Consider the following 25,081-nt stretch of genomic DNA (forward strand, 5'->3'; position numbering starts at 1 on the left):
TTCAGAAGCAGCCGGGTACTGAAAGTTTCCTCCCATGACCCTCAACGGATGGCTTCAGATCCTGCTTTACTGCGGGATCGTCCTCGTGCTCGTCAAACCGCTCGGCGGTTACATGACGCGTGTCTTCAGCGGCGAGCGCACATTCCTTTCACCAATCCTCGTTCCGATCGAACGGGGACTTTACGCTGTTGCCGGCACCAGCGAACGCGAAGACCAGCACTGGACCTCCTATGCCTTCGCCATGCTGATGTTCAACCTGCTCGGCGTCATCGTGCTTTACGCGCTGATGCGTCTGCAAGGCGCGCTGCCCTATAACCCGGCCGGCATGGCCGCAGTGCCCGAAGAGCTTTCGTTCAATACCGCCGTCAGCTTTGTCACCAATACGAATTGGCAGAATTACGGCGGCGAAAGCACGATGTCCTACCTGGTGCAGATGATGGGCCTGACGGTTCAGAACTTCGTCTCGGCTGCGACCGGGATGGCGATTGCCGTTGCCTTCATCCGCGCCTTCTCGCGCGCATCGGGCAAGGCGATCGGCAATTTCTGGGTCGATATGATCCGTGCAACGCTCTACATCCTGCTGCCGATCTGCATTGTGCTGACGCTTGCCTATGTTTGGCTTGGTGTGCCCCAGACGCTCGGCCCCTATGTCGATGCGACGACGCTCGAAGGCGCCAAGCAGACGATCGCCGTCGGCCCTGTCGCCTCGCAGCTTGCCATCAAGATGCTCGGCACCAATGGCGGCGGCTTCTTCAATGTCAACTCCGCCCATCCCTTCGAAAACCCGAACGCGATCTCGAACCTCATCCAGATGGTCTCGATCTTTGCGATCGGCGCGGCACTGACCAATGTCTTCGGCCGCATGGTCGGCAATCAGCGTCAGGGCTGGGCGATCCTGGCTGCGATGGGCGTCCTCTTCATCGTCGGCGTCGGCATCACCTATTGGGCAGAAGCTGCCGGCAACCCGCTGATGCATGCCTTCGGCCTTGAGGGCGGCAACATGGAAGGCAAGGAAGTGCGCTTCGGCGTCGCCATGTCCTCGCTGTTTGCGGTCATCACCACGGCTGCTTCCTGCGGCGCGGTCAATGCCATGCACGGCTCGTTCACTGCGCTCGGCGGCCTGATCCCGCTCATCAACATGCAGCTTGGCGAAATCATCGTCGGCGGTGTCGGCGCCGGCTTCTACGGCATTCTGCTCTTCATCATCGTCGCCGTCTTCGTGGCGGGTCTGATGGTCGGCCGCACGCCCGAATATCTCGGCAAAAAGATCGAGGCGAAGGAAATGAAGATGGCTGTTCTCGCCATCCTCTGCCTGCCGCTTGCCATGCTGGTCTTCACTGCCATTGCCACCGTGATGCCTTCGGCTGTCGCTTCCGTCGGCACGGCCGGCCCGCACGGCTTCTCCGAAATCCTGTATGCCTACACGTCGGGCGCGGCGAACAACGGTTCGGCTTTCGGCGGCCTGACGGGCAACACGCCCTGGTACAATATCTCGCTCGGCATCGACATGCTGATGGGTCGTTTCCTTGTGATCATTCCTGCACTTGCCATTGCCGGCTCGCTGGTTGCGAAGAAGACGGTTCCGGCCTCGGCGGGCACTTTCCCGACGGACGGCCCGCTCTTCGTCGGCCTGCTCGTCGGCACGATCCTGATTGTTGGCGGCCTTACCTTCATGCCGGCACTGGCTCTCGGTCCGGTTGTCGAGCATCTCGTTGGCCTTGCGGGCCAAACATTCTGAGGGCTCAGCCATGCTCGTGCGCCACAGGCTCCGAAAAGCCTTCCATCCACATCCCGGTCTGCCGGGGCGTGGAGCCCAGCGGACGCCGCGCGCCTCCGACATCATCCTGGTGATGATGGCAGGCCTGCTCGTCGTCGTCTGCGCCATCAGAATTTTACAGGGCTGACCGGATGTCCGGTTCGCCGTCCTCGTTTCAAAGCTGGAGTCTCTTATGAGCCAGGCAAAATCCGCGAGCATCCTAGATTCTCGCATCCTCATTCCCGCGATCGGCGCCGCTTTCACCAAGCTGAACCCACGCACCCTTGCCAAGAACCCGGTCATGTTCGTCGTGGCTACGGTTTCGGCACTGACCACCGTTCTGTTCTTGCGCGACCTCGTCTCAGGCAACGGCAATCTCGGCTTCTCCTTCCAGATCAATCTCTGGCTCTGGTTCACGGTGCTCTTTGCCAACTTCGCCGAAGCCGTCGCCGAAGGCCGCGGCAAAGCGCAGGCCGACTCGCTGCGCAAGGCGCGTACCGAAACCCAGGCAAAGCTGCTGACCGCCAATAACGGCAGCGGCTACCGCATGGTGCCCGGCACGAGCCTGAAGGTCGGCGATCTCGTTCTTGTCGAAGCCGGCGACATCATCCCCTCCGACGGCGAAGTCGTCGAAGGTGTCGCCTCGGTCAACGAAGCGGCCATCACCGGTGAATCCGCTCCCGTCATCCGTGAATCCGGCGGCGACCGCTCGGCCGTAACCGGCGGCACACAGGTTCTTTCCGACTGGATCCGCGTGCGCATCACGGCGGCTGCCGGCTCAACCTTCCTCGATCGCATGATCTCGCTCGTTGAAGGCGCCGAACGTCAGAAGACGCCGAACGAAATCGCGCTCAACATCCTGCTTGCAGGCATGACGCTGATCTTCGTACTCGCCACGGCGACGATCCCGAGCTTTGCCTCCTATGCCGGGGGCTCGATCCCGATCATCGTGCTCGTTGCCCTCTTCGTCACGCTGATCCCGACGACGATCGGCGCCCTGCTTTCGGCGATCGGTATCGCCGGCATGGACCGCCTCGTCCGCTTCAACGTGCTCGCCATGTCCGGCCGCGCCGTGGAAGCCGCCGGTGACGTCGACACGCTGCTGCTCGACAAGACCGGCACAATCACGCTGGGCAATCGCCAGGCGACAAGCTTCCGCCCGGTGCGTGGCGTCCCCGAACAGGATCTCGCCGATGCAGCCCAGCTTGCTTCGCTCGCCGACGAAACGCCTGAGGGGCGCTCCATCGTCGTGCTCGCCAAGGAAAGATACGCGATCCGAGGCCGCGACATGGCAAGCCTGAAGGCCACCTTCGTGCCCTTCACCGCCCAGACCCGCATGAGCGGCGTCGACCTCGAAGGCTCGTCGATCCGCAAGGGTGCCGTCGATGCGGTACTCACCTACGTCAATGGGGACGCTTCCTCGAAGAACGGCGCCGAAGTCGTTCGCGAACTGCAGTCGATCTCAGACGAAATCGCCAAGGCCGGCGGCACGCCGCTCGCCGTTGCCCGCGGCGGCAGATTGCTCGGCATCATCCAGCTTAAGGATATCGTCAAGGGCGGCATCCGCGAGCGTTTCAACGAGCTGCGCCGTATGGGCATCCGTACAGTCATGATCACGGGCGACAACCCGATGACGGCAGCCGCCATTGCAGCCGAAGCCGGCGTGGACGACTTCCTCGCCCAGGCAACGCCTGAAAACAAGCTGCAGCTGATCCGCGAGGAGCAGGCGAAGGGCAAGCTGGTCGCCATGTGCGGCGACGGCACGAACGATGCCCCGGCCCTTGCACAGGCCGACGTCGGCGTTGCCATGAACACCGGCACCGTTGCGGCCCGCGAAGCCGGCAACATGGTCGACCTTGACTCCGACCCGACGAAGCTCATCGAAATCGTCGAAATCGGCAAGCAGCTCTTGATGACCCGCGGCGCGCTGACGACCTTCTCGATCGCCAACGACATCGCCAAATACTTCGCCATCATTCCGGCGATGTTCCTGACCTTCTACCCGCAGCTCGGCGTGCTCAACATCATGGGTCTCGCCACACCGCAGAGCGCCATCCTATCGGCGATCATCTTCAACGCGCTGATCATCATCGCGCTGATCCCCTTGTCGCTGAAGGGTGTCCGTTACCGCCCGATCGGGGCCGGCGCGCTGCTGTCCCGCAATCTGCTGATCTATGGTCTCGGCGGCATCATCGTCCCCTTCATCGGCATCAAGGCGATCGACATCATCATCACGGCCGCCGGCCTCGCCTAAGGAGTAAAGTCCATGTTGAAAGAACTTCGTCCGGCAATCGTCATGATCGTTGCCACCACTGCCATCACCGGCCTCCTCTATCCGCTCGCCATGACGGGGGTCGCCCAGGCGCTGTTCCCTTCCCAGGCGAACGGCAGCCTCATTGAAAAGGACGGGCAGGTCATCGGCTCCAGGCTGATTGGCCAGGCCTTCACCAGCGACAAGTATTTCCACGGCCGGCCGTCTGCCGCCGGCGATGGCTACAATGCCGCCTCTTCCTCCGGCTCCAACCTCGGCCCGACCAGCCAGAAGCTGATCGACCGTGTGAAGGGCGACTATGATGCGGCCAAGGCAGCCAACCCGAATGCCGAGGTTCCTGCCGACCTCGTCACCGCGTCGGGCAGCGGCCTCGACCCGCATATCTCGCCGGATGCCGCCTACTTCCAAGTGCCGCGCGTCGCCAAGGTGCGTGGTGTCGAAGAAGCCAAGGTCAAGGCGCTGGTCGATGCGGCCGTGGCCGACCGCGAACTCGGCCTGCTCGGCGAGCCGACCGTCAATGTTCTTGCGTTGAACCAGAGCCTTGATGCTTCTATGACTCAGTAAAGGTTGAGAGCCCCGGAGCGCTGCAGGCGGGCCGGGGCTCGCTCGTGAAGAAAGACCGAACCGCATGCCAGACGACAACCGCGACCAGGCCGGCAGGCCCTCGCCCGATGCGCTCCTTGAAAAGGCCCGGGCGGAGTCGCGGGGGCGCCTCAAGATCTTCCTCGGCGCTGCACCGGGCGTCGGCAAGACCTATGAAATGCTCGTCTCCGGCCGCGCCAAGATGGCCGACGGCTTCGATGTCGTTATCGGCGTTGTCGAGACCCACGGCCGCAAGGAAACCGAGGCGCTGCTCGCAGGTTTTGAAATCATCCCTCGCATCAAAGTCGCCTATCGCGGCCAGTCGCTCGAAGAGATGGACCTTGATGCCATCCTTGCCCGCAAGCCCGACCTTGTTCTTGTCGACGAGCTTGCCCATACCAATGCCGAGGGCAGCCGCCATCCGAAGCGCTATCTCGACGTCAAGGAGCTGCTTGACCGGGGCATCGACGTCTATTCGACGCTGAACATCCAGCATGTCGAAAGCCTGAACGACGTCGTTTCGCAGATCACTCGCATCCGGGTGCGTGAGACGGTACCGGATTCCGTGATCGACATGGCCGACGATATCGAGATCATCGACCTGACGCCCGACGACCTCATCAGGCGTCTTCACGATGGCAAGGTCTATGTGGCAAAGACCGCCGAGCGGGCGCTGACCAACTATTTCACCCCCGGCAACCTGACGGCATTGCGCGAACTTGCACTGCGAAAGACCGCCCAGCGGGTCGACGACCAGCTGCTGACCCATATGCAGGCGCATGCCATTTCCGGCCCATGGGCTGCCGGCGAGCGCGTGCTGGTGTCGATCGACGACCATCCCCGCTGCGCCTCGCTCGTCCGTTACGCCTCACGCATGGCTGCGCGCCTGCGCGCGCCCTGGGCTGCCGTCTATGTCGAGACCAACCGCTCCATCAATCTCTCGGAAACGCAGCGCGATACGATCGCCGCCACGCTCCGGCTGGCCGAACAGCTCGGCGGCGAGGCGATCACCATTCCTGGCCGTGAGGTGACCGAGGAACTGGTGCGCCACGCCACTGCCAACAATGTCACCCACATCGTCATCGGCGCACCGAGGAAGCCGACATGGCGCGAATGGTGGTGGAGCCGCTCAACGACCGACGAGCTAATCCGCCAGGCCGGCGACATCAGCGTTCATGTCATTTCCGGAAACGAGAAGGACATGGCTTCGCAGCGCGGCGTCAAGGCGGCCCCGAGCGCCCCGGCGCTGAATTTCAGGGCCTATATCGTCTCGACAGCCTATGTCGCGATCGCGCTGGCTGTCAGCGTGGTGCTCGATCAGGTGCTCGACGTGCGCAACCTGGCGCTCGTTTTCCTGATGGCGGTTCTGACGTCAGCGGTCATCCACGGGCTGAGGCCGGCACTCTATGCCTGTATCCTCAGCGCTCTCTCCTTCAACTTCTTTTTCCTGCCGCCACGCTACACGCTGACGATCAGCGACCCCGAAAGTGTGCTGGCGCTGTTCTTTTTCCTCGGCGTCGCCATTATCGCCTCAAATCTCACGGCAACGGTGCAGCGTCAGGCGGCAGCGGCTCGTCAAAGGGCGCGAACGACCGAAGACCTCTATCTCTTTTCCAAGAAGCTCGCCGGTACCGGCACACTGGATGACGTTCTCTGGGCGACCGCCTTTCAGCTTGCCTCCATGCTCAAGGTGCGCGTCGTTTTGCTCCTTCCGGAAGAAGGCTCCATCGCGGTCAAGGCCGGCTATCCGCCTGACGATACGCTCGACGATGCCGATATTGCCGCCGCCCGCTGGGCCTGGGAGCATAATCACGCCGCCGGACGCGGCGCCGATACGCTGCCGGGCGCCAAGCGTCTCTATGTGCCGCTGCGCACCGGCCGCACGGCCGTCGGCGTCATCGGACTGGACAGCGACCGTCGCGACGGCCCGCTGCTGACGCCCGAGCAGCAACGTCTTCTGGACGCCCTGGCGGATCAGGCAGCACTCGCCATCGAGCGCGTCCAGCTCGTCGCCGATGTCGATCGCGCCAAACTTGCGGCGGAGGCAGATCGCTTGCGTTCGGCCCTGCTGACCTCGATTTCGCATGATCTGAAGACGCCGCTTGCGGCGATCCTCGGCGCGTCCGGCACGCTGCGCGACTATTTCGATTCCATGACCGCGGAGGACCGCACCGACCTTCTCTCGACCGTCGTCGATGAATCCGAGCGCCTCAACCGCTTCATCGCCAACCTGCTTGACATGACGAAGATCGAATCCGGTGCCATGGAGCCGAACTATGCGCTGCACTATGCCGGCGACATCGCCGGCAGCGCGCTGCGCCGCGCTGCCAAGATTCTCGACCGTCACAGAACGGAAATGACGATCCCCGCAGACCTGCCCATGGTCCGCGTCGATCCCGTGCTCTTCGAGCAGGTCCTCTTCAACCTGCTGGACAATGCCGCAAAATACGCGCCCGAGGGCTCGGTCATCCACATCGAGGGTTGGGCGGACGCCGATCATGTCGTCGTCCAGGTCTCCGATGAAGGCCCGGGCATTCCCCCTGCAGACCTCACCCGTGTCTTCGACACCTTCTACCGCGTGCGCAAGGGCGATCAGGTCCGCGCCGGCACTGGCCTCGGCCTGTCCATATGCCGGGGCTTCATCGAGGCGATGGGCGGAACGATTATCGCCGGCAACCGGACCGACCGGTCCGGGGCCGTCTTCACCATCCGCCTTCCCAAACCGAATGACATTCCCAAACTGGATGAACTCAGATGACCGGTTCAGCCGTCAAGATTCTCGTTGTGGACGACGAGCCTCCGATCCGTAAGCTTTTACGCGTCGGCCTTACCGCACAGGGCTACGAAGTCCATGAAGCGCCGAATGCCGGTGCTGCCCGCCAGTCCGTCAAGGAAGACCGGCCCGATCTCATCGTGCTCGATCTCGGTCTTCCCGATATTCCGGGCCATGACCTTTTGCAGGAATGGCGCGAGGATGGGCTCACCATGCCCATCGTCATCCTGTCGAGCCGCACCGACGAAGCCGGCATCGTCAAGGCGCTGGAAATCGGTGCCGACGACTATGTGACCAAGCCCTTCGGTATTAACGAGCTCGGCGCACGAATCCGCGTGGCACTCCGCCATCGGCTGCAACAGCAGGGAGAAAAAGCGGTTTTCCAGACAGGTGGCCTGTCGATCGATCTCGTCAAGCGCATCGTCAAGGTTGACGGCAGTGAGATCAAGCTGTCGCCGAAGGAATACGACATCCTGCGCGTGCTCGCCCAGCACGCCGGCAAGGTTCTGACACATCAGTTTCTTCTGAAGCAGGTATGGGGTCCGGCGGCGGACGTGCAGTATCTGCGCGTCTATGTGCGCCAGCTGCGGCAAAAGGTCGAGCAGATTCCCGACCAGCCACACTATATCACCACCGAGACCGGCGTCGGCTATCGGCTCCGCGAGCCTGACTGATACAAGTCGAAACAGCATCGAGACTGAAATGAACCTCTCCAACATCATCCGGCCGGAGCACACCTTCATCGGCCTGTCGGTGACGACCAAATGGCGCGCGTTGCAGGCGATCTCCGAAAAGGCCGGCAAGGCTTTCGAAATTGACGGCCAGACCGTGCTGAAAGCGCTCGAATCCCGCGAGAAGCTCGGCTCTACCGGCATCGGCAACGGCATTGCCGTTCCGCATGCGGCTATCGACGGCATGACGAGCCCGCGGGGTCTCTTGATCCGTTTCGCCCAGCCGCTGGATTTCGATGCGATCGACGATATCCCGACGGACATCGCCTTCGTACTGCTCTTCGGGGAAAACAATCGTGGGGAATATCTGAACGTGCTTGCCGCCATCGCCCGCAGGCTTCAGTCGGAAGGTGTCCTTGCGGCCATGCGCAAAGCCAGAAACGTCGATGAATTCTATTCGGATTTCATCGCGGATTCGCGCGAGTGAGGAAAAATTCACTTCGCGCTTTCGACCTTCTCCCCGCCGTAGCGGGGGGAAAGCAAATCGAAACAAAGAGGCCGCTTCGGCCCCTTTTTATTAGAAGTCGCGCTGAAGACGCAGGAAACCGGAGGTTTCGTCGTCGCCGTCTTCTTCGTCGTAATACTGAACGCTGAGCTTGCTGCGCAGATTTTCAGCGATCTGGTAGTCGACGGTGACGCCGGTGGTATAAGCACTGCCGCCGGTGAAGTCGCCATTAGCATCGAGATCGATCTTGTCAAAGTACTGGAAGGCCGGGATAACGGCCCACTTGTCGGTGAGCTTCACCTTGTATTCGGCAGCAACCGTCCACTCGGACTGTTCATAGTAGTAGTTAGCACCGCTGGCCCAGATGCCAGCGAGGCCGAGGGTACCGGGGCCGATGTCGGCGTACAAGATTGCGCGGATAGCGCCTTCTTCGTTGTCGCTGTCGTAACCACCGAGCAGGTAACCGCTGAATGCGCCGCTCTTGAAGGAAACCTGGGCTGCAACGCCGAAGTTGTTCGGACCTTCGCCCGGCTTCTCGTCGTAGGCTTCTTCAAGTTCGTCGATCGAGATACCGGCTGCGAAGCGGTCGGTCTCATACTGATAGCGGATCGAGTTGTGGTTCGTCTCGTTGCTCGAGAGCGTGTCCGTCTCGCCGCTCAGATCGTCATCCCACCAGCTGTACTGCTTACCAACGCGGAAGCCGGCGATGTCGATGTAACCTTCGTCGAGCGTCGTCGTCTGGTTGGTAGCGTTGTCAGCGTTGGTACGCAGCGTGATAACGCCGGTCAGCGTGCCGTACTCGGTGTCGTTCTTGGTCTGGAAGGTGACCTGACCACGGGTAACGGCATCCCAGTCGGAATCGTTCGGGTTGGTTGCGGAGGCGCCGGGATTCTCGCCGGCGTTAAGTTGGAAACGGATGTAGCCTTCGATTTTCAGGCAGGTTTCGGTGCCAGGGATGTAGAAGTAGCCAGTCCCGTAGGCGTCGCAAACGCGAACATATTCTACGGGCTCCGGCTCGGCGGCGACGATAGCGTCGGCTGCATGTGCTCCGGAAACCGCTGCAAGGGCGGCAACAGAGCCAAGGAGGATAGTTTTAATAGACATCAGAAAGACCTTTTACGGTTTGAAGAAGGCAAGCAGTGCTTCAAGGGCACCCCTGCCGCCGGTCGCCGAATCCCAACGACCGGAAGTCCATGTAGGCACTCGAAAACGTCGGCGCTGCAAAAGAAGGCTGAAAATCGACACGCCAATGTCACTTTGGCGGTCAAACTGTGGCAGAAAAAACACGGCGCGGCGCGGCGCCACAATTGGCCGCGGCCGACTGTCAGCACATCCCGTTCGCAATCACCCGCTGAAAATGGGATGGCTTTCTAAGGTTGGTCCCCGGAACCGGAACAATCTTCGTTTCATTATACGACTTAGTTGATAGAGTTTAGCGCATAATCACGGAGGGTTCCCCATGCAGACTTCAAGGCTCACCCGGCTCATCGCGGCCGCGGTCATGGCAGGCAGCTTTGCGATTGGCAGCGTCGCGCCCGCATTCGCCGACCAGACGCTTCTCAACGTATCCTATGATCCGACGCGCGAATTGTATAAGGATTTCAACGCCGCCTTCGCTGCAAAGTGGAAGACCGACACTGGCGAAGCCGTAACGATCCAGGCCTCTCACGGTGGTTCCGGCGCCCAGGCGCGATCGGTCATCGACGGTCTCGATGCCGATGTCGTGACGCTGGCCCTCGAAGGCGACATCAACGCCATTGCCAAGGCGACAGGCAAGATTCCAGCCGACTGGAAGACCAGGCTCCCTAACAATTCAACCCCCTACACGTCGACGATCGTCTTCCTCGTGCGCAAGGGCAACCCCAAGGGCATCAAGGATTGGAACGACCTGATCAAGGACGACGTGCAGGTCATCACGCCGAACCCGAAGACTTCAGGCGGCGCCCGCTGGAACTTCCTTGCCGCCTGGGCATGGGCCAAGCAGGCGAACGGCGGCGACGAAGCCAAGGCACAAGATTACGTCACCAAGCTCCTGCAGCACGTTCCGGTTCTCGACAGCGGCGCACGTGGCGCGACGACCACTTTCGTCCAGCGCGGGCTCGGCGACGTACTGCTCGCCTGGGAAAACGAAGCCTATCTCTCGCTCGAAGAGCTCGGTCCCGACCAGTTCGAGATCGTGACCCCATCCTTCTCGATCCGCGCCGATCCGCCGGTCGCAATCGTCGACGGTAACGTCGACAAGAAAGGCACCCGCAAGGTCGCAGAAGCCTATCTGAGCTACCTTTATTCGGATGAGGGCCAGAAGATCGCGGCGAAGCACTATTACCGCCCGATCAAGCCGGAAGCAGCCGATCCGGCCGATATTGCCCGCTTCCCGAAGCTGACGCTCGCGACGATCGATGACTTCGGCGGCTGGAAGGATGCACAGCCGAAATTCTTCGGCGACGGCGGCGTATTTGACCAGATCTACAAGCCGGCCCAATAATAGATCTTATGAGCGCACATAACCCCACACGGTGGCGGTTCAAGCGGCCGAGCGTCATTCCGGGTTTCGGACTGGCGCTCGGCCTTACCTTGATCTGGCTTACCCTTATCGTCCTCATTCCCCTGTCCGGCCTTGCCTGGCGGTCGAGCGCACTCGGCTGGGAGAAGTTCTTCGGCATTGCATTCGACCAGCGGACATTGAGCGCGCTGCGCATCAGCTTCGGCTGTGCGTTCATCGCTGCCTGTCTCAATGTCGTCTTCGGCGTCATCCTTGCCTGGGTTCTGGTGCGTTACCGGTTTCCCGGCAAACGCATTATCGACGCCATGGTGGACCTGCCCTTCGCCCTGCCGACGGCCGTCGCCGGCATAGCACTGACCACTCTCTACGCTCCGAACGGCTGGGTCGGGCAATTCTTGACGCCGCTCGGCATCAAGATCGCCTTCACGCCTGCCGGTATCGTCGTTGCCCTCATCTTCGTCGGCCTGCCCTTCATCGTGCGAACGGTCCAGCCGGTCATGGAAGAGATCGACAAGGAAGTAGAGGAAGCCGCCGCCACGCTTGGCGCCAACCGCTTCCAGACCATCGCGCGCGTACTGCTGCCGGGCCTTGCCCCGGCGGTACTGACGGGCTTTGCGCTCGCCTTTGCCCGCGCCGTCGGCGAATATGGTTCGGTCATTTTCATCGCCGGCAACCTGCCGTTCAAATCGGAAATCGCCCCGCTGCTGATCGTCATCAAGCTCGAAGAGTACAATTATGCGGCTGCGACGGGCATTGCGGCGATCATGCTGATTATCTCCTTCGCGATGTTGCTCGTCATCAATCTCATCCAGAGCTGGAGCAGACGGAGGTACGGTTATGGCGTCTGATACCATCCAATCGACCGAGCCGCACAAGCTCCATTCGGCGGTCACCGAAAGCAAGGTCGCCCGCGTCACGCTGGTCGCCATCTCGCTCGTCTTCCTGCTTTTGATCCTGCTTCTGCCGCTGGCGGCGGTTTTCGTCGAGGCCTTCCGCAAGGGTGCCGGCTCATTTTTCACATCGCTTCAGGATGCCGAAACCTTCTCGGCGATCCGCCTGACGCTGATCGTCGCCGGCATCAGCGTGCCGTTGAACCTGACCTTCGGCGTCGCCGCCGCCTGGGCCGTCGCCAAGTTCGAATTCAAGGGCAAGGCGTTCCTGACGACGCTGATCGACCTGCCCTTCTCGGTTTCGCCGGTCATTTCGGGCCTCGTCTTCGTGCTGCTCTTCGGGGCCAACACCTGGCTCGGCCAGTGGCTGAGCGCCAACGACATCAAGATCCTGTTTGCAGCGCCAGGACTGATCCTCGCCACCATGTTCGTCACCTTCCCCTTTGTCGCGCGCGAGCTCATTCCGCTCATGCAGGAACAGGGAACGCAGGACGAGGAGGCCGCCCTTTCGCTCGGTGCCAGCGGCTGGCAAGCCTTCTGGCACGTCACGCTGCCGAACATCAAATGGGGCCTGCTCTACGGCGTGCTGCTCTGCAATGCCCGCGCCATGGGTGAATTCGGTGCCGTGTCGGTCGTGTCGGGCCATATTCGCGGCCAGACCAACACGATGCCGTTACAGGTGGAAATCCTCTACAACGAATATAATTTCACCGGGGCCTTTGCGGTCGCTTCGCTTCTGGCCTTGCTTGCCCTTGTCACGCTTGTTTTGAAGACGCTGCTGGAAATGCGCTATAGCGCCGAAATCGCCGCCAGCCGGCGGCACTGAAGGAAATAGAATGGAAGTACGCGTCCAGAACCTACGCAAGGAATTCGATCGCTTTCCGGCACTGCACGATGTCTCGCTCGACATCCGCTCCGGCGAACTGATTGCATTGCTCGGTCCCTCCGGCTCCGGCAAGACCACGTTGCTGCGCCTCATCGCCGGCCTCGAAAGCCCGACCGAAGGCCAGATCTTCTTCGGTGACGAAGACGCGTCGAGGAAGACGGTCCAGCAGCGTAATATCGGCTTCGTGTTCCAGCATTATGCGCTGTTCCGCCATATGACGGTGCTCGACAACGTCTCCTTCGGCCTGAAAGTGCGTAATTCATCCCGCCGTCCGCCGAAGGCGGAGATTCGCAAACGGGCGCTGGAACTGCTCGATCTCGTGCAGCTCTCGGGTCTTGAAAAGCGTTATCCGGCACAACTTTCCGGCGGCCAGCGGCAGCGCGTGGCGCTCGCCCGCGCCATGGCGGTCGAGCCGAACGTTCTGCTGCTCGACGAGCCCTTCGGTGCGCTTGATGCACAGGTTCGCAAGGATCTGCGCAAGTGGCTGCGTGAAATCCATGATCGTACCGGCCATACCACCGTCTTCGTTACCCATGATCAGGACGAAGCGATGGAGCTTGCCGATCGCGTCGTCGTCATGAGCCAGGGTGCGATCGAGCAGGTCGGCACGCCGGACCAGGTCTATGACAGTCCCAATTCGCCCTTCGTCTTCGGCTTCGTCGGCCAGTCGAACTGCCTGCAGGTGGAGGTCGCCGGCGGCGATATTCACTTCGAAGGCCGTTCGCTGGGCCTCAACGCCGAGGATGAGGCCGATGGCGCCGCCCAGCTCTATTTCCGTCCTCATGATGTCAGGCTCTGCGAATCGGCGGAGAACTGCATTGCCGGCCAGCCGGTTGCCAGCCGCCGTGTCGCGGGCACCCGCCATATCGAGCTCGATATCGGCAAGGACCGCCCGCATATCGAAATCGAGCTTCCGCCGAGCGAAGCCGACCGGCTGGACCGCACGCGTGTCGCCTTCAAGCCGACACGCTGGAAGCTCTTCCGAGGCTGATATCATCGCAGCACCGGTTCCCGCCAGAATCGTATTCCGGCGGGAACCCATTGGATTTTTTGTTATCTCCGGTTGTTTGTATTTTTGTCACATGCCGGGTAAAACGTTTTCGCTGAATCGAAAAGGGCTGGACTAATTCCAATAGGAGGCACCTGGCGTTGAGGGCGGAGATTTCCTTTGGAAAATCCCTGGTCGGGATTTTATTCGTAGGACTGGCAGCCGCGAGCTGCACGACGACACCGAAACCGGCGACAGCGCCGGTCAAAGCCAAACCGAAACAGTTTCAACCGGCAAAGGTCACTTTCAATTACACCACCAAGGATCGCGACTGCCTGAAACGGGCGATGTATTTCGAATCCGAGCATTCGGATGAGGCCGGCTATATGGCCGTCGGCAGCGTCGTCATGAACCGCCTGACCTCCGGCGCCTATGCCGACTCCATCTGCGGCGTCGTGGCCCAGAAAAGGCAGTTTGCGCCAGGCGTTATGACTCGCGAGGTCAAATCGCAGGCAGAGCCCGAGCTTGCGACCGCGGCTGATGCGATCCTGAGCGGCGAGCGCCATCCCGCAGTGAAGGACGCAATGTTCTTCCACACCGCGGGGTTGAAGTTCCCCTACAATAACATGCATTATGTGACGGTTGCAGGCGGCAACGCCTTTTACGAGAAGCGTGATGAAGACGGCGCGCTCGAGACCCCGCCGCCCCTGCCTTCTTACGAAGTCGCAATGAACTATGTACCCGGCGAAAGCATGCTGCCGCCACAGTTCGAGGTGCTGATCCCGTCAGCCGTTCCGGTGCCGATTCCAGCTCCCGATCCCATGGCGACGGCGAGCACACAACCGATACCGGTAATTGAGCCAGTGACGTCGATCGAGCCGGAGCCCGGAATGCCGATTGCGATTCCGACACCTCGCCCCGCCTATGACAATGTGATGCTGCGCGGAAGCATTCCGGCAAACGGCAGCTGATCCCGGAAGAATGAAAAGCGCCACAGCATCGGCCCGGAAATCGGAATCGATTTTCGGGCCGACACTTAGATTCACGGCGCTAGGCGCGCTCTTCCCAGATCTTCGCAAGCTCCACGATCGTCCCGACAGCCTTTTCCATATCCTGGCGGCTGATCCATTCGAGCGGCGAGTGGAAGGCATGGCCTCCGGCAAAGATATTCGGGCATGGCAGGCCCATGAAGGAGAGACGTGAACCATCCGTGCCCCCGCGGATGCTGCCACGCACCGGTGTCATCCCCACCTTGCGCACCGCCTCGACGGCGTTCTCGACGATCTCAGGGTGACGGTCGAGCACCACCTTCATATTGCGGTACTGCTCCTTCACCTCAAAGCGATAGGTCGAGCCTGGATAGGACTTCATCACATCCTTGACGATCGCTTCGAGCATGGTCTCCTTTTCGGTAAGGCCTTCGTCGGTGAAATCGCGAATGATGAGGCTGATCGCTGCCTTTTCCATCGAGCCGGCGACACCCGTCGGATGAATGAAGCCTTGCTTTCCCTCGGTTGTCTCCGGCGCGATATCCTTCGGCAGCCGGTCGATGATGGCGCCGGCGATCTTGATGGAATTTTCCATCCGGTTCTTGGCAAAACCCGGATGGATGGCGACGCCGGCAATGACGATATCGACGCTGTCGGCCGAGAAGGTCTCGTCCTCGATATGGCCGGCGGTCTCGCCATCCATCGTATAGGCGTAATCGGCGCCGAGCTTCTTCAGATCGACCTTGTTGACGCCTCGGCCGACTTCCTCATCAGGCGTAAAAAGGATCTTGATCGTCCCGTGCCTGATCTCCGGATTGTCGACGAGGATCTTTGCCGCGGCAATGATTTCCGCCAGCCCCGCCTTGTCGTCGGCGCCGAGCAGGGTCGTACCATCCGTGGTGATGATGTCGTTGCCGATCTGGTTCTTCAGCTGCGGATGCTCGGAGACACGGATCACCCGGCTCGGATCGCCGGGAAGCTGGATATCCCCGCCGGCATAGTTCTTCACCATCTGCGGCTTGACGTTCTTGCCGGTGAAGTCAGGTGCAGTGTCCATATGCGAGCAGAAGCAGATGACCGGCACCTTCTTATCGGTATTTGCCGGAATGGTCGCATAGACATAGCCGTGCTCATCGAGATGAGCATCCGAAAGGCCGATCTCCAGGAGTTCCGCAACCAGAATCCGGCCGAGATCCTTCTGTTTCTCGGTGGTCGGCTGCGTGGATGAGGCAGGATCGGATTGGGTGTCGATGACGACATAGCGGAGAAAACGGTCGAGAACGGTACCTGTCATAATATCCCTTCCAGCATGATCATCATCTGATGATATAGCGTCCGAAAGCTCTGTGATGAAAGCTATTTCCGCCGGCAGCGGGCCGGCATTCACCGCTCAATCCAACTCATCCACCCTCGGCGAGCGACCGCATCGACACAATATGCGACAACAGCCGGTCGTTCCTGACCTCGTGCACCAGAAAGGAGGAGGCGTCGAGAACGGGAAGATCGCCCCGATCTCCCAGCAGCAGCGGATTGGGCGGACAAAGCGAACCGCATGTCTGAAGGACGATCGATCCCGTTCTGCTGAGAACGGGCCGGTGAACATGGCCGCAGAGAATGCCAAGTGGTGGACGTTCCACCGCTTTCAAAGCCTCAAGAAGTGCATCACCATTCCTACATCCGACCTGATCCAGCATCTCTATGCCGATCTCGAACGGTGGCTGATGCATAAAGACGAGAACGGGTGTCGCCGCATCGGCAAGCGTACTTCCCAGCCACGGCAGATGCGGCAGGATGTCACCATAGCTTTGTCCGGCTACCGTTACATCGATCCCAACAAGGGTCACATCAGCGAGAGCTGCATGGAAATGCATCGGGACGGATGTGCCAGCCCAGTTGCCGATCCCGGCAAGTTCGCCCCGCATCACGGATTGATCATCGCCATTGCCCGGCAACAGATAGACAGGAAAATCCAGCGATCGCAGGCTTTGCGCAATGCGGCGATAGCCCTCCCGCCATCCGTCATCCACCAGATCTCCGGTCAGGACGAGGGCATCGGGCCGGAATGCCTTCAGCCAATCGATCGCCCTTTCGAATACAAGCAGCGACGGACTGTCCGGTCCGGCATGGATATCGGATATCTGTGCAACAAGCATATCGTGCCCCTCGATTCCCAAGGAAGGCAGTATGCCGAAAGCGACCGTTGCATTCTATCGCCTTCCCTCCGTTCAATCGACGCGATTGCCCTCGCCGTTGAACACATGCAGGTGCTTGGCCGGAAAGGCGACGTTGACCTTTGGTCCCGCGCTCAGCGCCTCGCGATCGAGCGTGAAGATCTTGAACGGCAGGCCATGCAGCGAAAGATGCAGGATGATGCCGAAGCCCGTCGGCTCGACGAGCTCGACATCGGCGGCAATTCCGGCTCCGTCATTCGTCATGACGACATGTTCCGGCCGGATGCCGAGCGTCACCTTCTCGTCGTTCGACAAAGGCAGCGATCTGTTGAGAGGCACGATCGTGCCGTCCTTCAGCTTCACTCCACCGGCATCGTAATTTGCATCCAGGAAATTCATACCTGGAGAGCCGATGAAACCGGCGACGAAGAGATTGGCGGGCCGGTCGTAGAGCTCCAGAGGGCTGCCGACCTGTTGCACGACCCCGCCATGCATGGCGACGATCCGGTCCGCCAGCGTCATCGCCTCGATCTGGTCGTGGGTCACGTAGATCGAGGTTGCCTTGAGGTCGCCATGCAGTTTCTTGATTTCGGCGCGCATTTGCTCTCGCAGGCGCGCATCAAGGTTCGAGAGCGGCTCGTCGAACAAGAAGGCTTTCGGCTGGCGCACGATGGCACGGCCCATGGCGACGCGCTGACGCTGGCCGCCGGAGAGCGCCTTCGGTCGGCGCTCCAGCAGCGGATCGAGGCCGAGCTTGGAGGCGGCACTCGCCACCGCACTGGCGATCTTCTCCTTCGCCGTCTTCCTGAGCTTCAGGCTGTAGCTCATATTGCCGGCGACGTTCATGTGCGGATAAAGCGCATAGGACTGGAACACCATGGCGATGTCGCGGTCCTTCGGATGCAGCTCGTTGACACGGTTGCCGGCGATGCGGATCTCGCCGGCTGTGACCTCTTCGAGACCTGCGATCATGCGCAGCAAAGTGGACTTGCCGCAGCCGGACGGGCCGACCAGCACGACGAATTCGCCGTCCTTGATCTCCAGGTCGACGCCGTGCAGCACCGGGAAATGGCCGTAGGATTTCTTGATATTCTTGATGTCGATCGATGCCATGTGACTAACCCTTGACCGCGCCGGCCGTCAGGCCCTGGACGAGATAACGCTGGATGAGCAGGAAGAAGAGGCCGGCCGGGATGAGCGCCATGATGCCCGCTGCCATCATCTGCCCGAAATCCACGGAGAATTTGGAGACGAAGGTGAGAAGACCGACCGGGAAGGTGGCCGCGTCATTGCCGTTGATCAGCATCAGCGCGAAGAGCAGCTCGCTCCAGGCCGCCGTGAAGACGAAGCCGAGGGTCGCCGCAATGCCCGGCAGCGTCAGCGGCAGGATGATCTGCCGGAAGGCCGTGAACTGGGTGGCACCGTCGATCATCGCCGCCTCTTCCAGATCCTTCGGAATGCCGTCGAAGAAGGACTGCATGAGGAAGGTCGCGAAAGGCACGTTGAAGGCGGTGTAGACGATGACGAGGCCCGTCAGGCTGTTTGTCAGGTGCAGCGGCGACAGGATCTTGAAGATCGGTGCCACCAGCATGACGAGCGGAAACATCTGGGTCAGCAGCATCAGTGCGATGATCCAATATTTCGCCCGGAAGCTGAAGCGCGACAGCGCGTAGCCGGAGAGCGAGGCGCAGATCGTCACCGCAATAGCCGTCGAAGCCGAGACGATCAGGCTGTTCTTGAAGAAGGTCGGGAAGGCGCTGTGCTCCAGCACGAAGCTGTAGTGCTCCCATGTGGTCCGCGACGGCCACATGCGCACGCCCTCCGTATAGAGCAGGTCGTTTGGCGTAACCGAGACCTTCAGCAGCCAGAAGAGCGGGAAAAGCGCGAAAACGACATAGACGAGGATCGCCAGACGGTGCGCGATGATGGGAAGAATGGATCGTCTCATGGCTCAATCCTTGGCAAGCAGGCTCTGCCGCAGCAGGATGATCAGCATGGAATAGGCCAGAAGCAGGATCAGCAGCACCAGGGCGATCGCCGAGGCATAGCCGAAATCGAGGCGCCTGAAGGCCTGGGTGAAGATGTAGCTCGCAACGATCTGGGTACGATCCGCCGGCCCGCCGCCGGTCATGACGACGATCAGATCGGCGAAGTTCGAAATCCAGACGGTACGCAGCATCACGGTGATGGCGATCGTCGGCGCCAGGAACGGCAGGGTGATCGACCAGAAGCGCTGGAACCAGCCGGCACCATCGATCGAGGCCGCCTCATAGAGATCGCGCGGGATTGCCTGCAGGGCGGCGAGCAGCGTGATGGCGAAGAATGGAATGCCCCACCAGACATTGGCGATGATCGGTCCCCACATCGCATATTGCGGATCGGAGAGGATATTGCCCGGCTCGCTCATCAGCCCGAGCGCAAAGAGCCAATGCGGGATCGGCCCGATGACCGGATTGAAGAGCCAGGCCCAATTCAAGCCAGCGAGAAAGGACGGCACGGCCCAGGGCAGGAAGACCAGCGCCTGGATAACACCCCTGCCCCAGAAAGGCTTGTCGAGCAGAAGGGCCAGGATGAGGCCGAAGACAAACTGCAGGATGACCGAAGCGCCGGTCCACCAGAGCGTATTTCGCAAGGCGCCATAAAAGGCCTTGTCCTGGGAGAGTTCGCGGAAATGCTCTAGCCCGACGAAGCCGCCGGAAAAGGGATTGAGAAGCTGGATATCGCGGAAGGCATAGGAAACGCCGACCACCAGCGGCACCAGCATGACCGCGATGATCAGGATCAGCGACGGCGCGCTGTAGAGATAAGGCTCCGAGGCATCGGCCAGACGGCGCAGCCATGGCCGGCGGTCGGGGCGTAACTCGAGCGTATGGGCGGTGATGGTCATTAACCCGATGCTTTCCCTCGCGACGCTTCGAGGCGCCGTCTGTCGTTGAATGAGCGGCGGCGGAAGAATTCCGCCGCCGTTTCAGTAGCCTGCCTTACTTCTTGGCAAGGAACTTCTGCTGTGCCTTGGTGAGGTAGTCGGCCCACTGATCGGCAAGGTCCTTGGCAGAGATGTCGCCGAGCAGCGCCTGCTGCGAGGTCTTGATCGCCATGGAATCCTTGAAGAAGGCGAATTCCTCAAGATAGGTCGGCATGACCGTCGGGACGGTGTCCTTGTCGGCCAGTTCCTCGAACCAGCCTTTGAACTGGTCACCAGCATAGAAGGGATCTTTCTCGGCTGCCGTATAGGCCGGCAGAGCGCCGATCTTCTTGTTCCACTCGATGTTGCCATCAGGCCCTTCGAGGGTAGCGATCAGCTTCCAGGAGAGATCCTTGTTCTGGCTCGTCGTGAACATCGACCAGCCACCGTAGCCGATGGTCGGATAGGACTTGCCAGCCGGCCCCTTCGGCAGCGGCATGACGCCGAAATCTTCCTTCTTCATGCGTTCGGCAATCGCGATCAGCGCATCCGGATCCTGGTCGAGGAAGGCGCAGGTGCCGGAATAGAAGCCGGCGACGACTTCGTTGAAGCCCCAGTTGACGCTGTCCTTCGGCGCATAGCCCTTCTTGTAGAGATCGACCATCCACTCGATGCCCTTTGCCCAGCCTTCGCTGTTCATGGTCGAGGTGCCGTCTTCCTTGAAGTACTTGTTGTCGCCGGCCATGGAGGCGGCGAAGATCATCCAGCCGTTCAGACCGCCCGGGCCGCCGCGCATGCAGTAGCCATATTTACCCGAGAGCTTGGAGACGGCTTCTGACGCCTTGGTGAAGTCCTCCATCGTCTTCGGCGGTTCCTTGACGCCGGCTTCCGCGAGCAGCTTCTTGTTGTAGAACATGGCACGTAGATAGAAGCCGTAGGGCAGCATATAGGCCGTGTTGTTGACGTCGCGGCCGAGTTCAAGCGCGCGCGGCGTCAGTTCCTTGGTGTGCTCCCACTTTGCGAGATAGGGCTCAAGGCTTTCGAGCATGCCGTTATTGGCATAGAGCGACAGCCAGGTATCGGGCATTTCCATCACGTCGGGCACATCGCCTGCCGAGACCATGGTCGCGAACTTCTGGAACGCTTCGTTCCAGGGCAGCGAGATGATATCGACCTTGGTGCCGGGATTGGCGGCTTCGAACTTGCCGACGATCGATTTCAGCGTCTCGGTACGCTCAGGACTGGTGATGACCTCCACCAGCTTCAGCGTCGTATCCGCAAAAGCCGTGCCTGCCATCATCGTGGCGAAGAGCGTTGAAATTATAAGCTTTTTCATTTTAGTTCCCCTCCTGGTTGTTTGTGAGGTTTCGGTTACGAGGCGGCAGCTATCGCCTCCTCGATATCCCTCCACAGGGCCTCGGTTCCTTCGAGGCCGATATGAAGGCGCACAGATCGTGGGCTGATGCCGAAGGCTTGTGCGGAATTCGGCTGTGCCTTCTGCTGCAGCACCACCTCGCCCGGTACGATCAGGCTTTCATGTCCACCCCAGCTTACGCCCAGTTTGAAAAGCTTGAGGTGATCTGCGAAGGCTCTGATGTCGATGCCTTCGCGGAATATGAAAGAGAAGAGGCCCGACGTGCCGTTGAGTCCGGCAGGCAGGCGGTTGGCAAGGCCCGGATGGCAGACCTGCTCGACGACGTCGAGCGCCTGCAGGCGCTGCGCGATCGTCACGGCCGCCGTCTCATGCGCCCGCATGCGGATCGGCAGGGTGCGCAGGCCACGGATCAACAGCCACGCATCAAAGGGAGAGAGCTTGCCGCCGAGGTAAGGATAGGCTTCAGCCTTGATGCGGGCGATCATCTCCTTCGAGCCGGCCACAACGCCGGCAACCACATCGCTGTGGCCGCCGAGATACTTGGAGGCGGAATGGATGACGAGATCGACGCCGAGCGTCACGGGCCGCTGAAAGAACGGGCTCGCCCAGCTGTTGTCGATCATGGTGACGACGCCGTGTTTCTTTGCCAGGGCTGCCAGCCCGCCGACATCATGGGCTTCCATGACCCAGCTCGTCGGGCTTTCCATATAGAAGACCTTCGCACCGGGCAGCGCCTTGGCGACAGCCTCTTCGTCCCTGCCGTCGACATAGGTCACTTCGACCTTCATGCGCTTCAGGATCGTGCCGAAGAGGCGGAAGGCGTCGGGGTAGACATGCTTGACGGCGACGATACGGTCGCCCGGCTCCACGAAGCTCAGCACGGCCGAAGAGATCGCCGCCATGCCGCTTGCGAAACCCAGCGCATCCTCGGCCCTTTCGAGCTTTGCCAGCATCTCCTCGAACATGCGCACGGTCGGATTGAGGCCACGCGTATAGATCGGCCGTACCTTTTCGCCGCGATAGGAGGCGATCATGTCGTCATAATCTGAAAAAGTGAAAAGCGAGGTCTGGAAGATCGGCGGAACGACCGCTTCGGCGAAGTTTCCTTCGTCGTGGGCGGTGATCAGCGAAGCAAGGTCGAACGGTTCGAGGCCGTCAGTCATCGGGACATTTCCTTGATGTCTTCCTCGACCACGTCGAGGATTTTCAGCGTCTCACGCCGCGCCGCCTCGGTGTCCTGGGCGGCGATGGCATTGAAAAGGGTGCGATGAAAGGGAAAGGAGCGGCGGGCAAAATCCTGCCGATCGAAAGGGTGCGTCCAGAAGCGCTCGAAGGTCTCGCGCATCTGTTCGAGCAGCTGGCGAAACAACGGATTGTGGGTGGCGTCGTAGACGGCGAGGTGAAAGGCCAAGTCCTCCGGCCCGGATGTCCCCTTGGCGATATGCACCCGCTCCATGTCGTCGAGCTTCTCCTCGATGACCATGAGGTCCTTCGCCGTACGCCGCCGTGCAGCGACCATGCCAGCCTCGCATTCGATGCCCCGGCGAACTTCCAGCGTCTGCAGCAACACGTCACGCAGATGCGCGGTATCGAGCGACAGCGACATGTGGACCGTGTCCCGGGAAACCGGTTTCAGCAGATAAGTTCCACTGCCTTTGCGTGTTTCAATCACGCCAAGCGCCTGAAAATGCCGGATTGCCTCGCGAATGGTGGAACGCCCGACGGCAAGGGCAGCCATCAATTCGCGCTCCGCCGGTAGCCGGTCACCCGCCTGAAGCCGGGCATCCTCGACATAGTGCGCCAGCGCATCCGTCACTTGACGGGCGCGGTCAATCGCCGGAAGCGGCCGGATCACCGGCCTGTCGGTACCATTTGCCTTCATGGCTCCCCAAGCTCTTTTCTAAGGCAGCCGACCTTTAAAAATTGGTCTGACATCTTAGCATTTCTGAAAGCTGAAGCAGCGTCAAGGCGATATTTTTGGCAGCCCTGAAGTGGGCCGGAAGCGGGTTTCATGGCCCAAAAAGAACTCACTCACCACAACGCTGTTCGGGTTCGAAAGCGGCTTGGGAGTGATCACCTGCAATCTCGGCCACAGGCCGCCGGCGCAAGCGCCGCCTAACGATACACGCGGCATTTGTGCATTTTAGGGCCGAGCAAGTTGCGTTACCCTCTTGACGAACGCACACGCTCAGCGCTTACTATGCCTCTGACGGATATAAACCAAATAAACTGATATGAATGGTGGGGAGGAATATGGAGGCTCGAGTCACAGCGCACGCGCGTTATACGGTAGCCGATATCGACAAGAGATTGTACGGGTCGTTCCTTGAACATCTCGGACGGGCCGTCTACACGGGCATCTACGAGCCCGGGCACCCAACAGCCGACGAGTCTGGCATGCGCCAGGACGTCCTTGAACTGGTTCGCGCTCTTGATACGCCAGTCTGCCGCTATCCCGGCGGAAACTTTGTATCGGCTTACAATTGGGAAGACGGTATCGGCCCAAAAAGTGAGCGTCCGACACGGCTCGACCTGGCCTGGCGGACTTCCGAGTCCAATCAGGTAGGCATTCACGAATTTGCGGGTTGGGCGAAGGCTGCGGGCACCGAGATGATGCTTGCCGTCAATCTCGGATCCCGCGGGCTTGATGACGCTCGCAACTTCGTCGAATACGTCAACCATCCAGGCGGCAGCTACTGGTCTGACCTTCGTCGCAAAAATGGACAAGCCGATCCATGGAACGTCAAACTCTGGTGCCTCGGCAATGAGATGGACGGCCCCTGGCAGGTTGGGCACAAGACCGCAGTGGAATACGGCCACCTCGCAAACGAGACGGCCAAGGCGCTGCGTGCCTTCGACGATAGCCTGGAGCTCGTCGTCTGCGGCTCCTCACATTCCGACATGCCGACCTACCCCCAGTGGGAGGCGACGGTTCTGGAAGAGACCTACGATCAGGTCGACTACATCTCGCTGCATATGTATTTCGAGAACTACGAGAAGAAGACCTCGGAGTTTCTGGCCCTGCCAGAGAAACTCGATCGGTATATCGGCACGGTCGGTGGCGTTATCGATTATGTGAAGGCGAAGAAGCGCTCCAAGAAGAATGTTCGCATCTCATTCGACGAATGGAACGTCTGGTATCACGAGCGTCGTAGCGATGCCAAGCGAATGAAGGAGTGGGACTGGCCGCATGCGCCCGTGCTGTTGGAAGACATCTATAATTTCGAGGATGTGCTTCAGGTCGGCTGCATACTCAATACCTTCATCCGCCGATCGGACGTCGTCCGGATCGCCTGTATAGCGCAGTTGGTCAATGTCATTGCGCCGATTATGACCGCACCGGGCGGCGCTGCCTGGCGCCAGACCATCTACTTTCCATTCCAGTTCGCGTCGAATTATGGACGCGGCACCGCCCTTCGGCTCGATGTCGATTGCGCCAGGTACGACGCCGATATCGCCGCCGGTGTCTCCTACCTGGACATCGCCGGCGTTCATGACGGGGATGCGGGTACGCTGACCTTCTTTGCGATCAATCGCCACGGCGAGGAGGCCATGACGATCGATCTCTCTGTGGAGGGGTTCGGCAAAGTCCGCAGCGTCGAGCATACGCTGATCAAGCACGATGATCTGGAGGCTCGCAACACCAAGGATGCGCCGGACACAGTTGCCCCGATGAAGGTCGAGGGCGCGACCATCTCCAGCAATGGCGTGCAGGTCACCGTGCCTCCATACTCTTATTCGATGATCAGGATCACGCTTTGACTTTGTAGTGAAACATGTTGGCGGCGGGAGGCCGCGAGCAAAAAGGGAGGAAA

22 protein-coding genes are annotated in these 25,081 nt (G+C 60.6%); 13 read left to right on the forward strand and 9 right to left on the reverse strand.

The features are described from left to right. Positions 1-34 precede the first annotated feature (34 nt). The 7 genes from kdpA to FHT87_RS04115 all read left to right on the forward strand — a co-directional run bounded on the left by kdpA (position 35) and on the right by FHT87_RS04115 (position 8,541). Positions 35-1,738, forward strand: a complete 1,704-nt coding sequence (gene kdpA, locus FHT87_RS04085) for a potassium-transporting ATPase subunit KdpA (RefSeq protein ID WP_183799664.1) — start codon at positions 35-37, stop codon at positions 1,736-1,738. Between the two features lie 10 nt (positions 1,739-1,748). Continuing rightward, entirely contained in the window at positions 1,749-1,904 is a 156-nt protein-coding gene (locus FHT87_RS04090) for a hypothetical protein (protein ID WP_183799666.1), read from the forward strand. Positions 1,905-1,949: 45 nt separating this feature from the next. Continuing rightward, positions 1,950-4,010 (forward strand): potassium-transporting ATPase subunit KdpB, encoded by a 2,061-nt coding sequence (gene kdpB, locus FHT87_RS04095; protein WP_183799668.1) that lies wholly within the window; start codon positions 1,950-1,952, stop codon positions 4,008-4,010. 12 nt (positions 4,011-4,022) lie between these two features. Then, positions 4,023-4,592, forward strand: coding sequence for a potassium-transporting ATPase subunit KdpC (gene kdpC / locus FHT87_RS04100; protein ID WP_183725646.1), 570 nt, complete (start codon positions 4,023-4,025; stop codon positions 4,590-4,592). Between the two features lie 64 nt (positions 4,593-4,656). Continuing rightward, positions 4,657-7,368 (forward strand): sensor histidine kinase KdpD, encoded by a 2,712-nt coding sequence (locus FHT87_RS04105; RefSeq protein WP_183799670.1) that lies wholly within the window; start codon positions 4,657-4,659, stop codon positions 7,366-7,368. Then, positions 7,365-8,057 (forward strand): response regulator transcription factor, encoded by a 693-nt coding sequence (locus FHT87_RS04110; RefSeq protein WP_183799673.1) that lies wholly within the window; start codon positions 7,365-7,367, stop codon positions 8,055-8,057. Before FHT87_RS04105 ends, FHT87_RS04110 begins: the two co-directional genes overlap by 4 nt. A gap of 28 nt (positions 8,058-8,085) precedes the next feature. Continuing rightward, complete coding sequence (locus tag FHT87_RS04115; protein ID WP_183725651.1) at positions 8,086-8,541, forward strand: PTS sugar transporter subunit IIA; 456 nt, start codon at positions 8,086-8,088, stop codon at positions 8,539-8,541. A 90-nt stretch (positions 8,542-8,631) separates the two neighbouring features. Here FHT87_RS04115 and FHT87_RS04120 read toward each other — a convergent pair whose 3' ends face one another. Further along, positions 8,632-9,663: a porin gene (locus FHT87_RS04120; RefSeq protein ID WP_183799675.1), complete on the reverse strand. Its 1,032-nt coding sequence runs from the start codon at positions 9,661-9,663 to the stop codon at positions 8,632-8,634. A 355-nt stretch (positions 9,664-10,018) separates the two neighbouring features. Here FHT87_RS04120 and FHT87_RS04125 point away from each other — a divergent pair, with 355 nt between their 5' ends. The 5 genes from FHT87_RS04125 to FHT87_RS04145 all read left to right on the forward strand — a co-directional run bounded on the left by FHT87_RS04125 (position 10,019) and on the right by FHT87_RS04145 (position 14,797). Beyond that, positions 10,019-11,044 (forward strand): sulfate ABC transporter substrate-binding protein, encoded by a 1,026-nt coding sequence (locus FHT87_RS04125; protein WP_183799678.1) that lies wholly within the window; start codon positions 10,019-10,021, stop codon positions 11,042-11,044. An 8-nt stretch (positions 11,045-11,052) separates the two neighbouring features. Further along, positions 11,053-11,910 (forward strand): sulfate ABC transporter permease subunit CysT, encoded by an 858-nt coding sequence (gene cysT, locus FHT87_RS04130; RefSeq protein WP_183725657.1) that lies wholly within the window; start codon positions 11,053-11,055, stop codon positions 11,908-11,910. Beyond that, complete coding sequence (cysW, locus tag FHT87_RS04135; RefSeq protein ID WP_183725659.1) at positions 11,900-12,778, forward strand: sulfate ABC transporter permease subunit CysW; 879 nt, start codon at positions 11,900-11,902, stop codon at positions 12,776-12,778. The genes cysT and cysW overlap by 11 nt, the downstream gene beginning before the upstream one ends. Before the next feature lie 10 nt (positions 12,779-12,788). Beyond that, positions 12,789-13,829 (forward strand): sulfate/molybdate ABC transporter ATP-binding protein, encoded by a 1,041-nt coding sequence (locus FHT87_RS04140; RefSeq protein ID WP_183725661.1) that lies wholly within the window; start codon positions 12,789-12,791, stop codon positions 13,827-13,829. Positions 13,830-13,987: 158 nt separating this feature from the next. Then, complete coding sequence (locus tag FHT87_RS04145; RefSeq protein ID WP_183725663.1) at positions 13,988-14,797, forward strand: cell wall hydrolase; 810 nt, start codon at positions 13,988-13,990, stop codon at positions 14,795-14,797. Between the two features lie 79 nt (positions 14,798-14,876). On the opposite strand, the gene pepT is transcribed toward FHT87_RS04145, so the two are convergent. The 8 genes from pepT to FHT87_RS04185 form a co-directional block, all read right to left on the reverse strand. Next, positions 14,877-16,109 carry a peptidase T gene (gene pepT / locus FHT87_RS04150; protein ID WP_183799680.1) on the reverse strand — a complete coding sequence of 411 codons (1,233 nt, stop codon included), beginning with the start codon at positions 16,107-16,109 and terminating at the stop codon, positions 14,877-14,879. A 106-nt stretch (positions 16,110-16,215) separates the two neighbouring features. Beyond that, positions 16,216-16,968: a metallophosphoesterase gene (locus tag FHT87_RS04155; RefSeq protein WP_183799683.1), complete on the reverse strand. Its 753-nt coding sequence runs from the start codon at positions 16,966-16,968 to the stop codon at positions 16,216-16,218. A gap of 72 nt (positions 16,969-17,040) precedes the next feature. Then, a complete protein-coding gene (gene ugpC / locus FHT87_RS04160) occupies positions 17,041-18,099 on the reverse strand; it encodes a sn-glycerol-3-phosphate ABC transporter ATP-binding protein UgpC (protein ID WP_183799686.1) in 1,059 nt (352 codons plus the stop codon). A 4-nt stretch (positions 18,100-18,103) separates the two neighbouring features. Next, positions 18,104-18,934: a carbohydrate ABC transporter permease gene (locus FHT87_RS04165; RefSeq protein ID WP_183799689.1), complete on the reverse strand. Its 831-nt coding sequence runs from the start codon at positions 18,932-18,934 to the stop codon at positions 18,104-18,106. A 3-nt stretch (positions 18,935-18,937) separates the two neighbouring features. Then, positions 18,938-19,873 (reverse strand): sugar ABC transporter permease, encoded by a 936-nt coding sequence (locus FHT87_RS04170; RefSeq protein WP_183799692.1) that lies wholly within the window; start codon positions 19,871-19,873, stop codon positions 18,938-18,940. A 94-nt stretch (positions 19,874-19,967) separates the two neighbouring features. Further along, on the reverse strand, positions 19,968-21,227 hold the full coding sequence (locus tag FHT87_RS04175; protein ID WP_183799695.1) for a sugar ABC transporter substrate-binding protein: 1,260 nt from the start codon (positions 21,225-21,227) through the stop codon (positions 19,968-19,970). 35 nt (positions 21,228-21,262) lie between these two features. Continuing rightward, a complete protein-coding gene (locus FHT87_RS04180) occupies positions 21,263-22,429 on the reverse strand; it encodes a PLP-dependent transferase (RefSeq protein WP_183799698.1) in 1,167 nt (388 codons plus the stop codon). Continuing rightward, complete coding sequence (locus FHT87_RS04185; RefSeq protein WP_183799701.1) at positions 22,426-23,148, reverse strand: FadR/GntR family transcriptional regulator; 723 nt, start codon at positions 23,146-23,148, stop codon at positions 22,426-22,428. Before FHT87_RS04185 ends, FHT87_RS04180 begins: the two co-directional genes overlap by 4 nt. Positions 23,149-23,519: 371 nt before the next feature. Between FHT87_RS04185 and FHT87_RS04190 the strand changes: the two genes are divergently transcribed. Further along, positions 23,520-25,028 carry an alpha-N-arabinofuranosidase gene (locus FHT87_RS04190; protein WP_183799704.1) on the forward strand — a complete coding sequence of 503 codons (1,509 nt, stop codon included), beginning with the start codon at positions 23,520-23,522 and terminating at the stop codon, positions 25,026-25,028. The last annotated feature ends 53 nt before the right edge of the window (positions 25,029-25,081 follow it).

The organism is Rhizobium sp. BK316 (genome assembly GCF_014193695.1).
GTDB lineage: Bacteria > Pseudomonadota > Alphaproteobacteria > Rhizobiales > Rhizobiaceae > Rhizobium.

What these genes read in the sequence shown, in the direction of transcription:
- kdpA (WP_183799664.1), top strand. Translation starts at nt 35, where the DNA reads ATGACCCTCAACGGATGGCTTCAGATCCTGCTTTACTGCGGGATCGTC.
- FHT87_RS04090 (WP_183799666.1), top strand. Translation starts at nt 1,749, where the DNA reads ATGCTCGTGCGCCACAGGCTCCGAAAAGCCTTCCATCCACATCCCGGT.
- kdpB (WP_183799668.1), top strand. Translation starts at nt 1,950, where the DNA reads ATGAGCCAGGCAAAATCCGCGAGCATCCTAGATTCTCGCATCCTCATT.
- kdpC (WP_183725646.1), top strand. Translation starts at nt 4,023, where the DNA reads ATGTTGAAAGAACTTCGTCCGGCAATCGTCATGATCGTTGCCACCACT.
- FHT87_RS04105 (WP_183799670.1), top strand. Translation starts at nt 4,657, where the DNA reads ATGCCAGACGACAACCGCGACCAGGCCGGCAGGCCCTCGCCCGATGCG.
- FHT87_RS04110 (WP_183799673.1), top strand. Translation starts at nt 7,365, where the DNA reads ATGACCGGTTCAGCCGTCAAGATTCTCGTTGTGGACGACGAGCCTCCG.
- FHT87_RS04115 (WP_183725651.1), top strand. Translation starts at nt 8,086, where the DNA reads ATGAACCTCTCCAACATCATCCGGCCGGAGCACACCTTCATCGGCCTG.
- FHT87_RS04120 (WP_183799675.1), bottom strand. Translation starts at nt 9,663, where the DNA reads ATGTCTATTAAAACTATCCTCCTTGGCTCTGTTGCCGCCCTTGCAGCG.
- FHT87_RS04125 (WP_183799678.1), top strand. Translation starts at nt 10,019, where the DNA reads ATGCAGACTTCAAGGCTCACCCGGCTCATCGCGGCCGCGGTCATGGCA.
- cysT (WP_183725657.1), top strand. Translation starts at nt 11,053, where the DNA reads ATGAGCGCACATAACCCCACACGGTGGCGGTTCAAGCGGCCGAGCGTC.
- cysW (WP_183725659.1), top strand. Translation starts at nt 11,900, where the DNA reads ATGGCGTCTGATACCATCCAATCGACCGAGCCGCACAAGCTCCATTCG.
- FHT87_RS04140 (WP_183725661.1), top strand. Translation starts at nt 12,789, where the DNA reads ATGGAAGTACGCGTCCAGAACCTACGCAAGGAATTCGATCGCTTTCCG.
- pepT (WP_183799680.1), bottom strand. Translation starts at nt 16,109, where the DNA reads ATGACAGGTACCGTTCTCGACCGTTTTCTCCGCTATGTCGTCATCGAC.
- FHT87_RS04155 (WP_183799683.1), bottom strand. Translation starts at nt 16,968, where the DNA reads ATGCTTGTTGCACAGATATCCGATATCCATGCCGGACCGGACAGTCCG.
- ugpC (WP_183799686.1), bottom strand. Translation starts at nt 18,099, where the DNA reads ATGGCATCGATCGACATCAAGAATATCAAGAAATCCTACGGCCATTTC.
- FHT87_RS04165 (WP_183799689.1), bottom strand. Translation starts at nt 18,934, where the DNA reads ATGAGACGATCCATTCTTCCCATCATCGCGCACCGTCTGGCGATCCTC.
- FHT87_RS04170 (WP_183799692.1), bottom strand. Translation starts at nt 19,873, where the DNA reads ATGACCATCACCGCCCATACGCTCGAGTTACGCCCCGACCGCCGGCCA.
- FHT87_RS04175 (WP_183799695.1), bottom strand. Translation starts at nt 21,227, where the DNA reads ATGAAAAAGCTTATAATTTCAACGCTCTTCGCCACGATGATGGCAGGC.
- FHT87_RS04180 (WP_183799698.1), bottom strand. Translation starts at nt 22,429, where the DNA reads ATGACTGACGGCCTCGAACCGTTCGACCTTGCTTCGCTGATCACCGCC.
- FHT87_RS04185 (WP_183799701.1), bottom strand. Translation starts at nt 23,148, where the DNA reads ATGAAGGCAAATGGTACCGACAGGCCGGTGATCCGGCCGCTTCCGGCG.
- FHT87_RS04190 (WP_183799704.1), top strand. Translation starts at nt 23,520, where the DNA reads ATGGAGGCTCGAGTCACAGCGCACGCGCGTTATACGGTAGCCGATATC.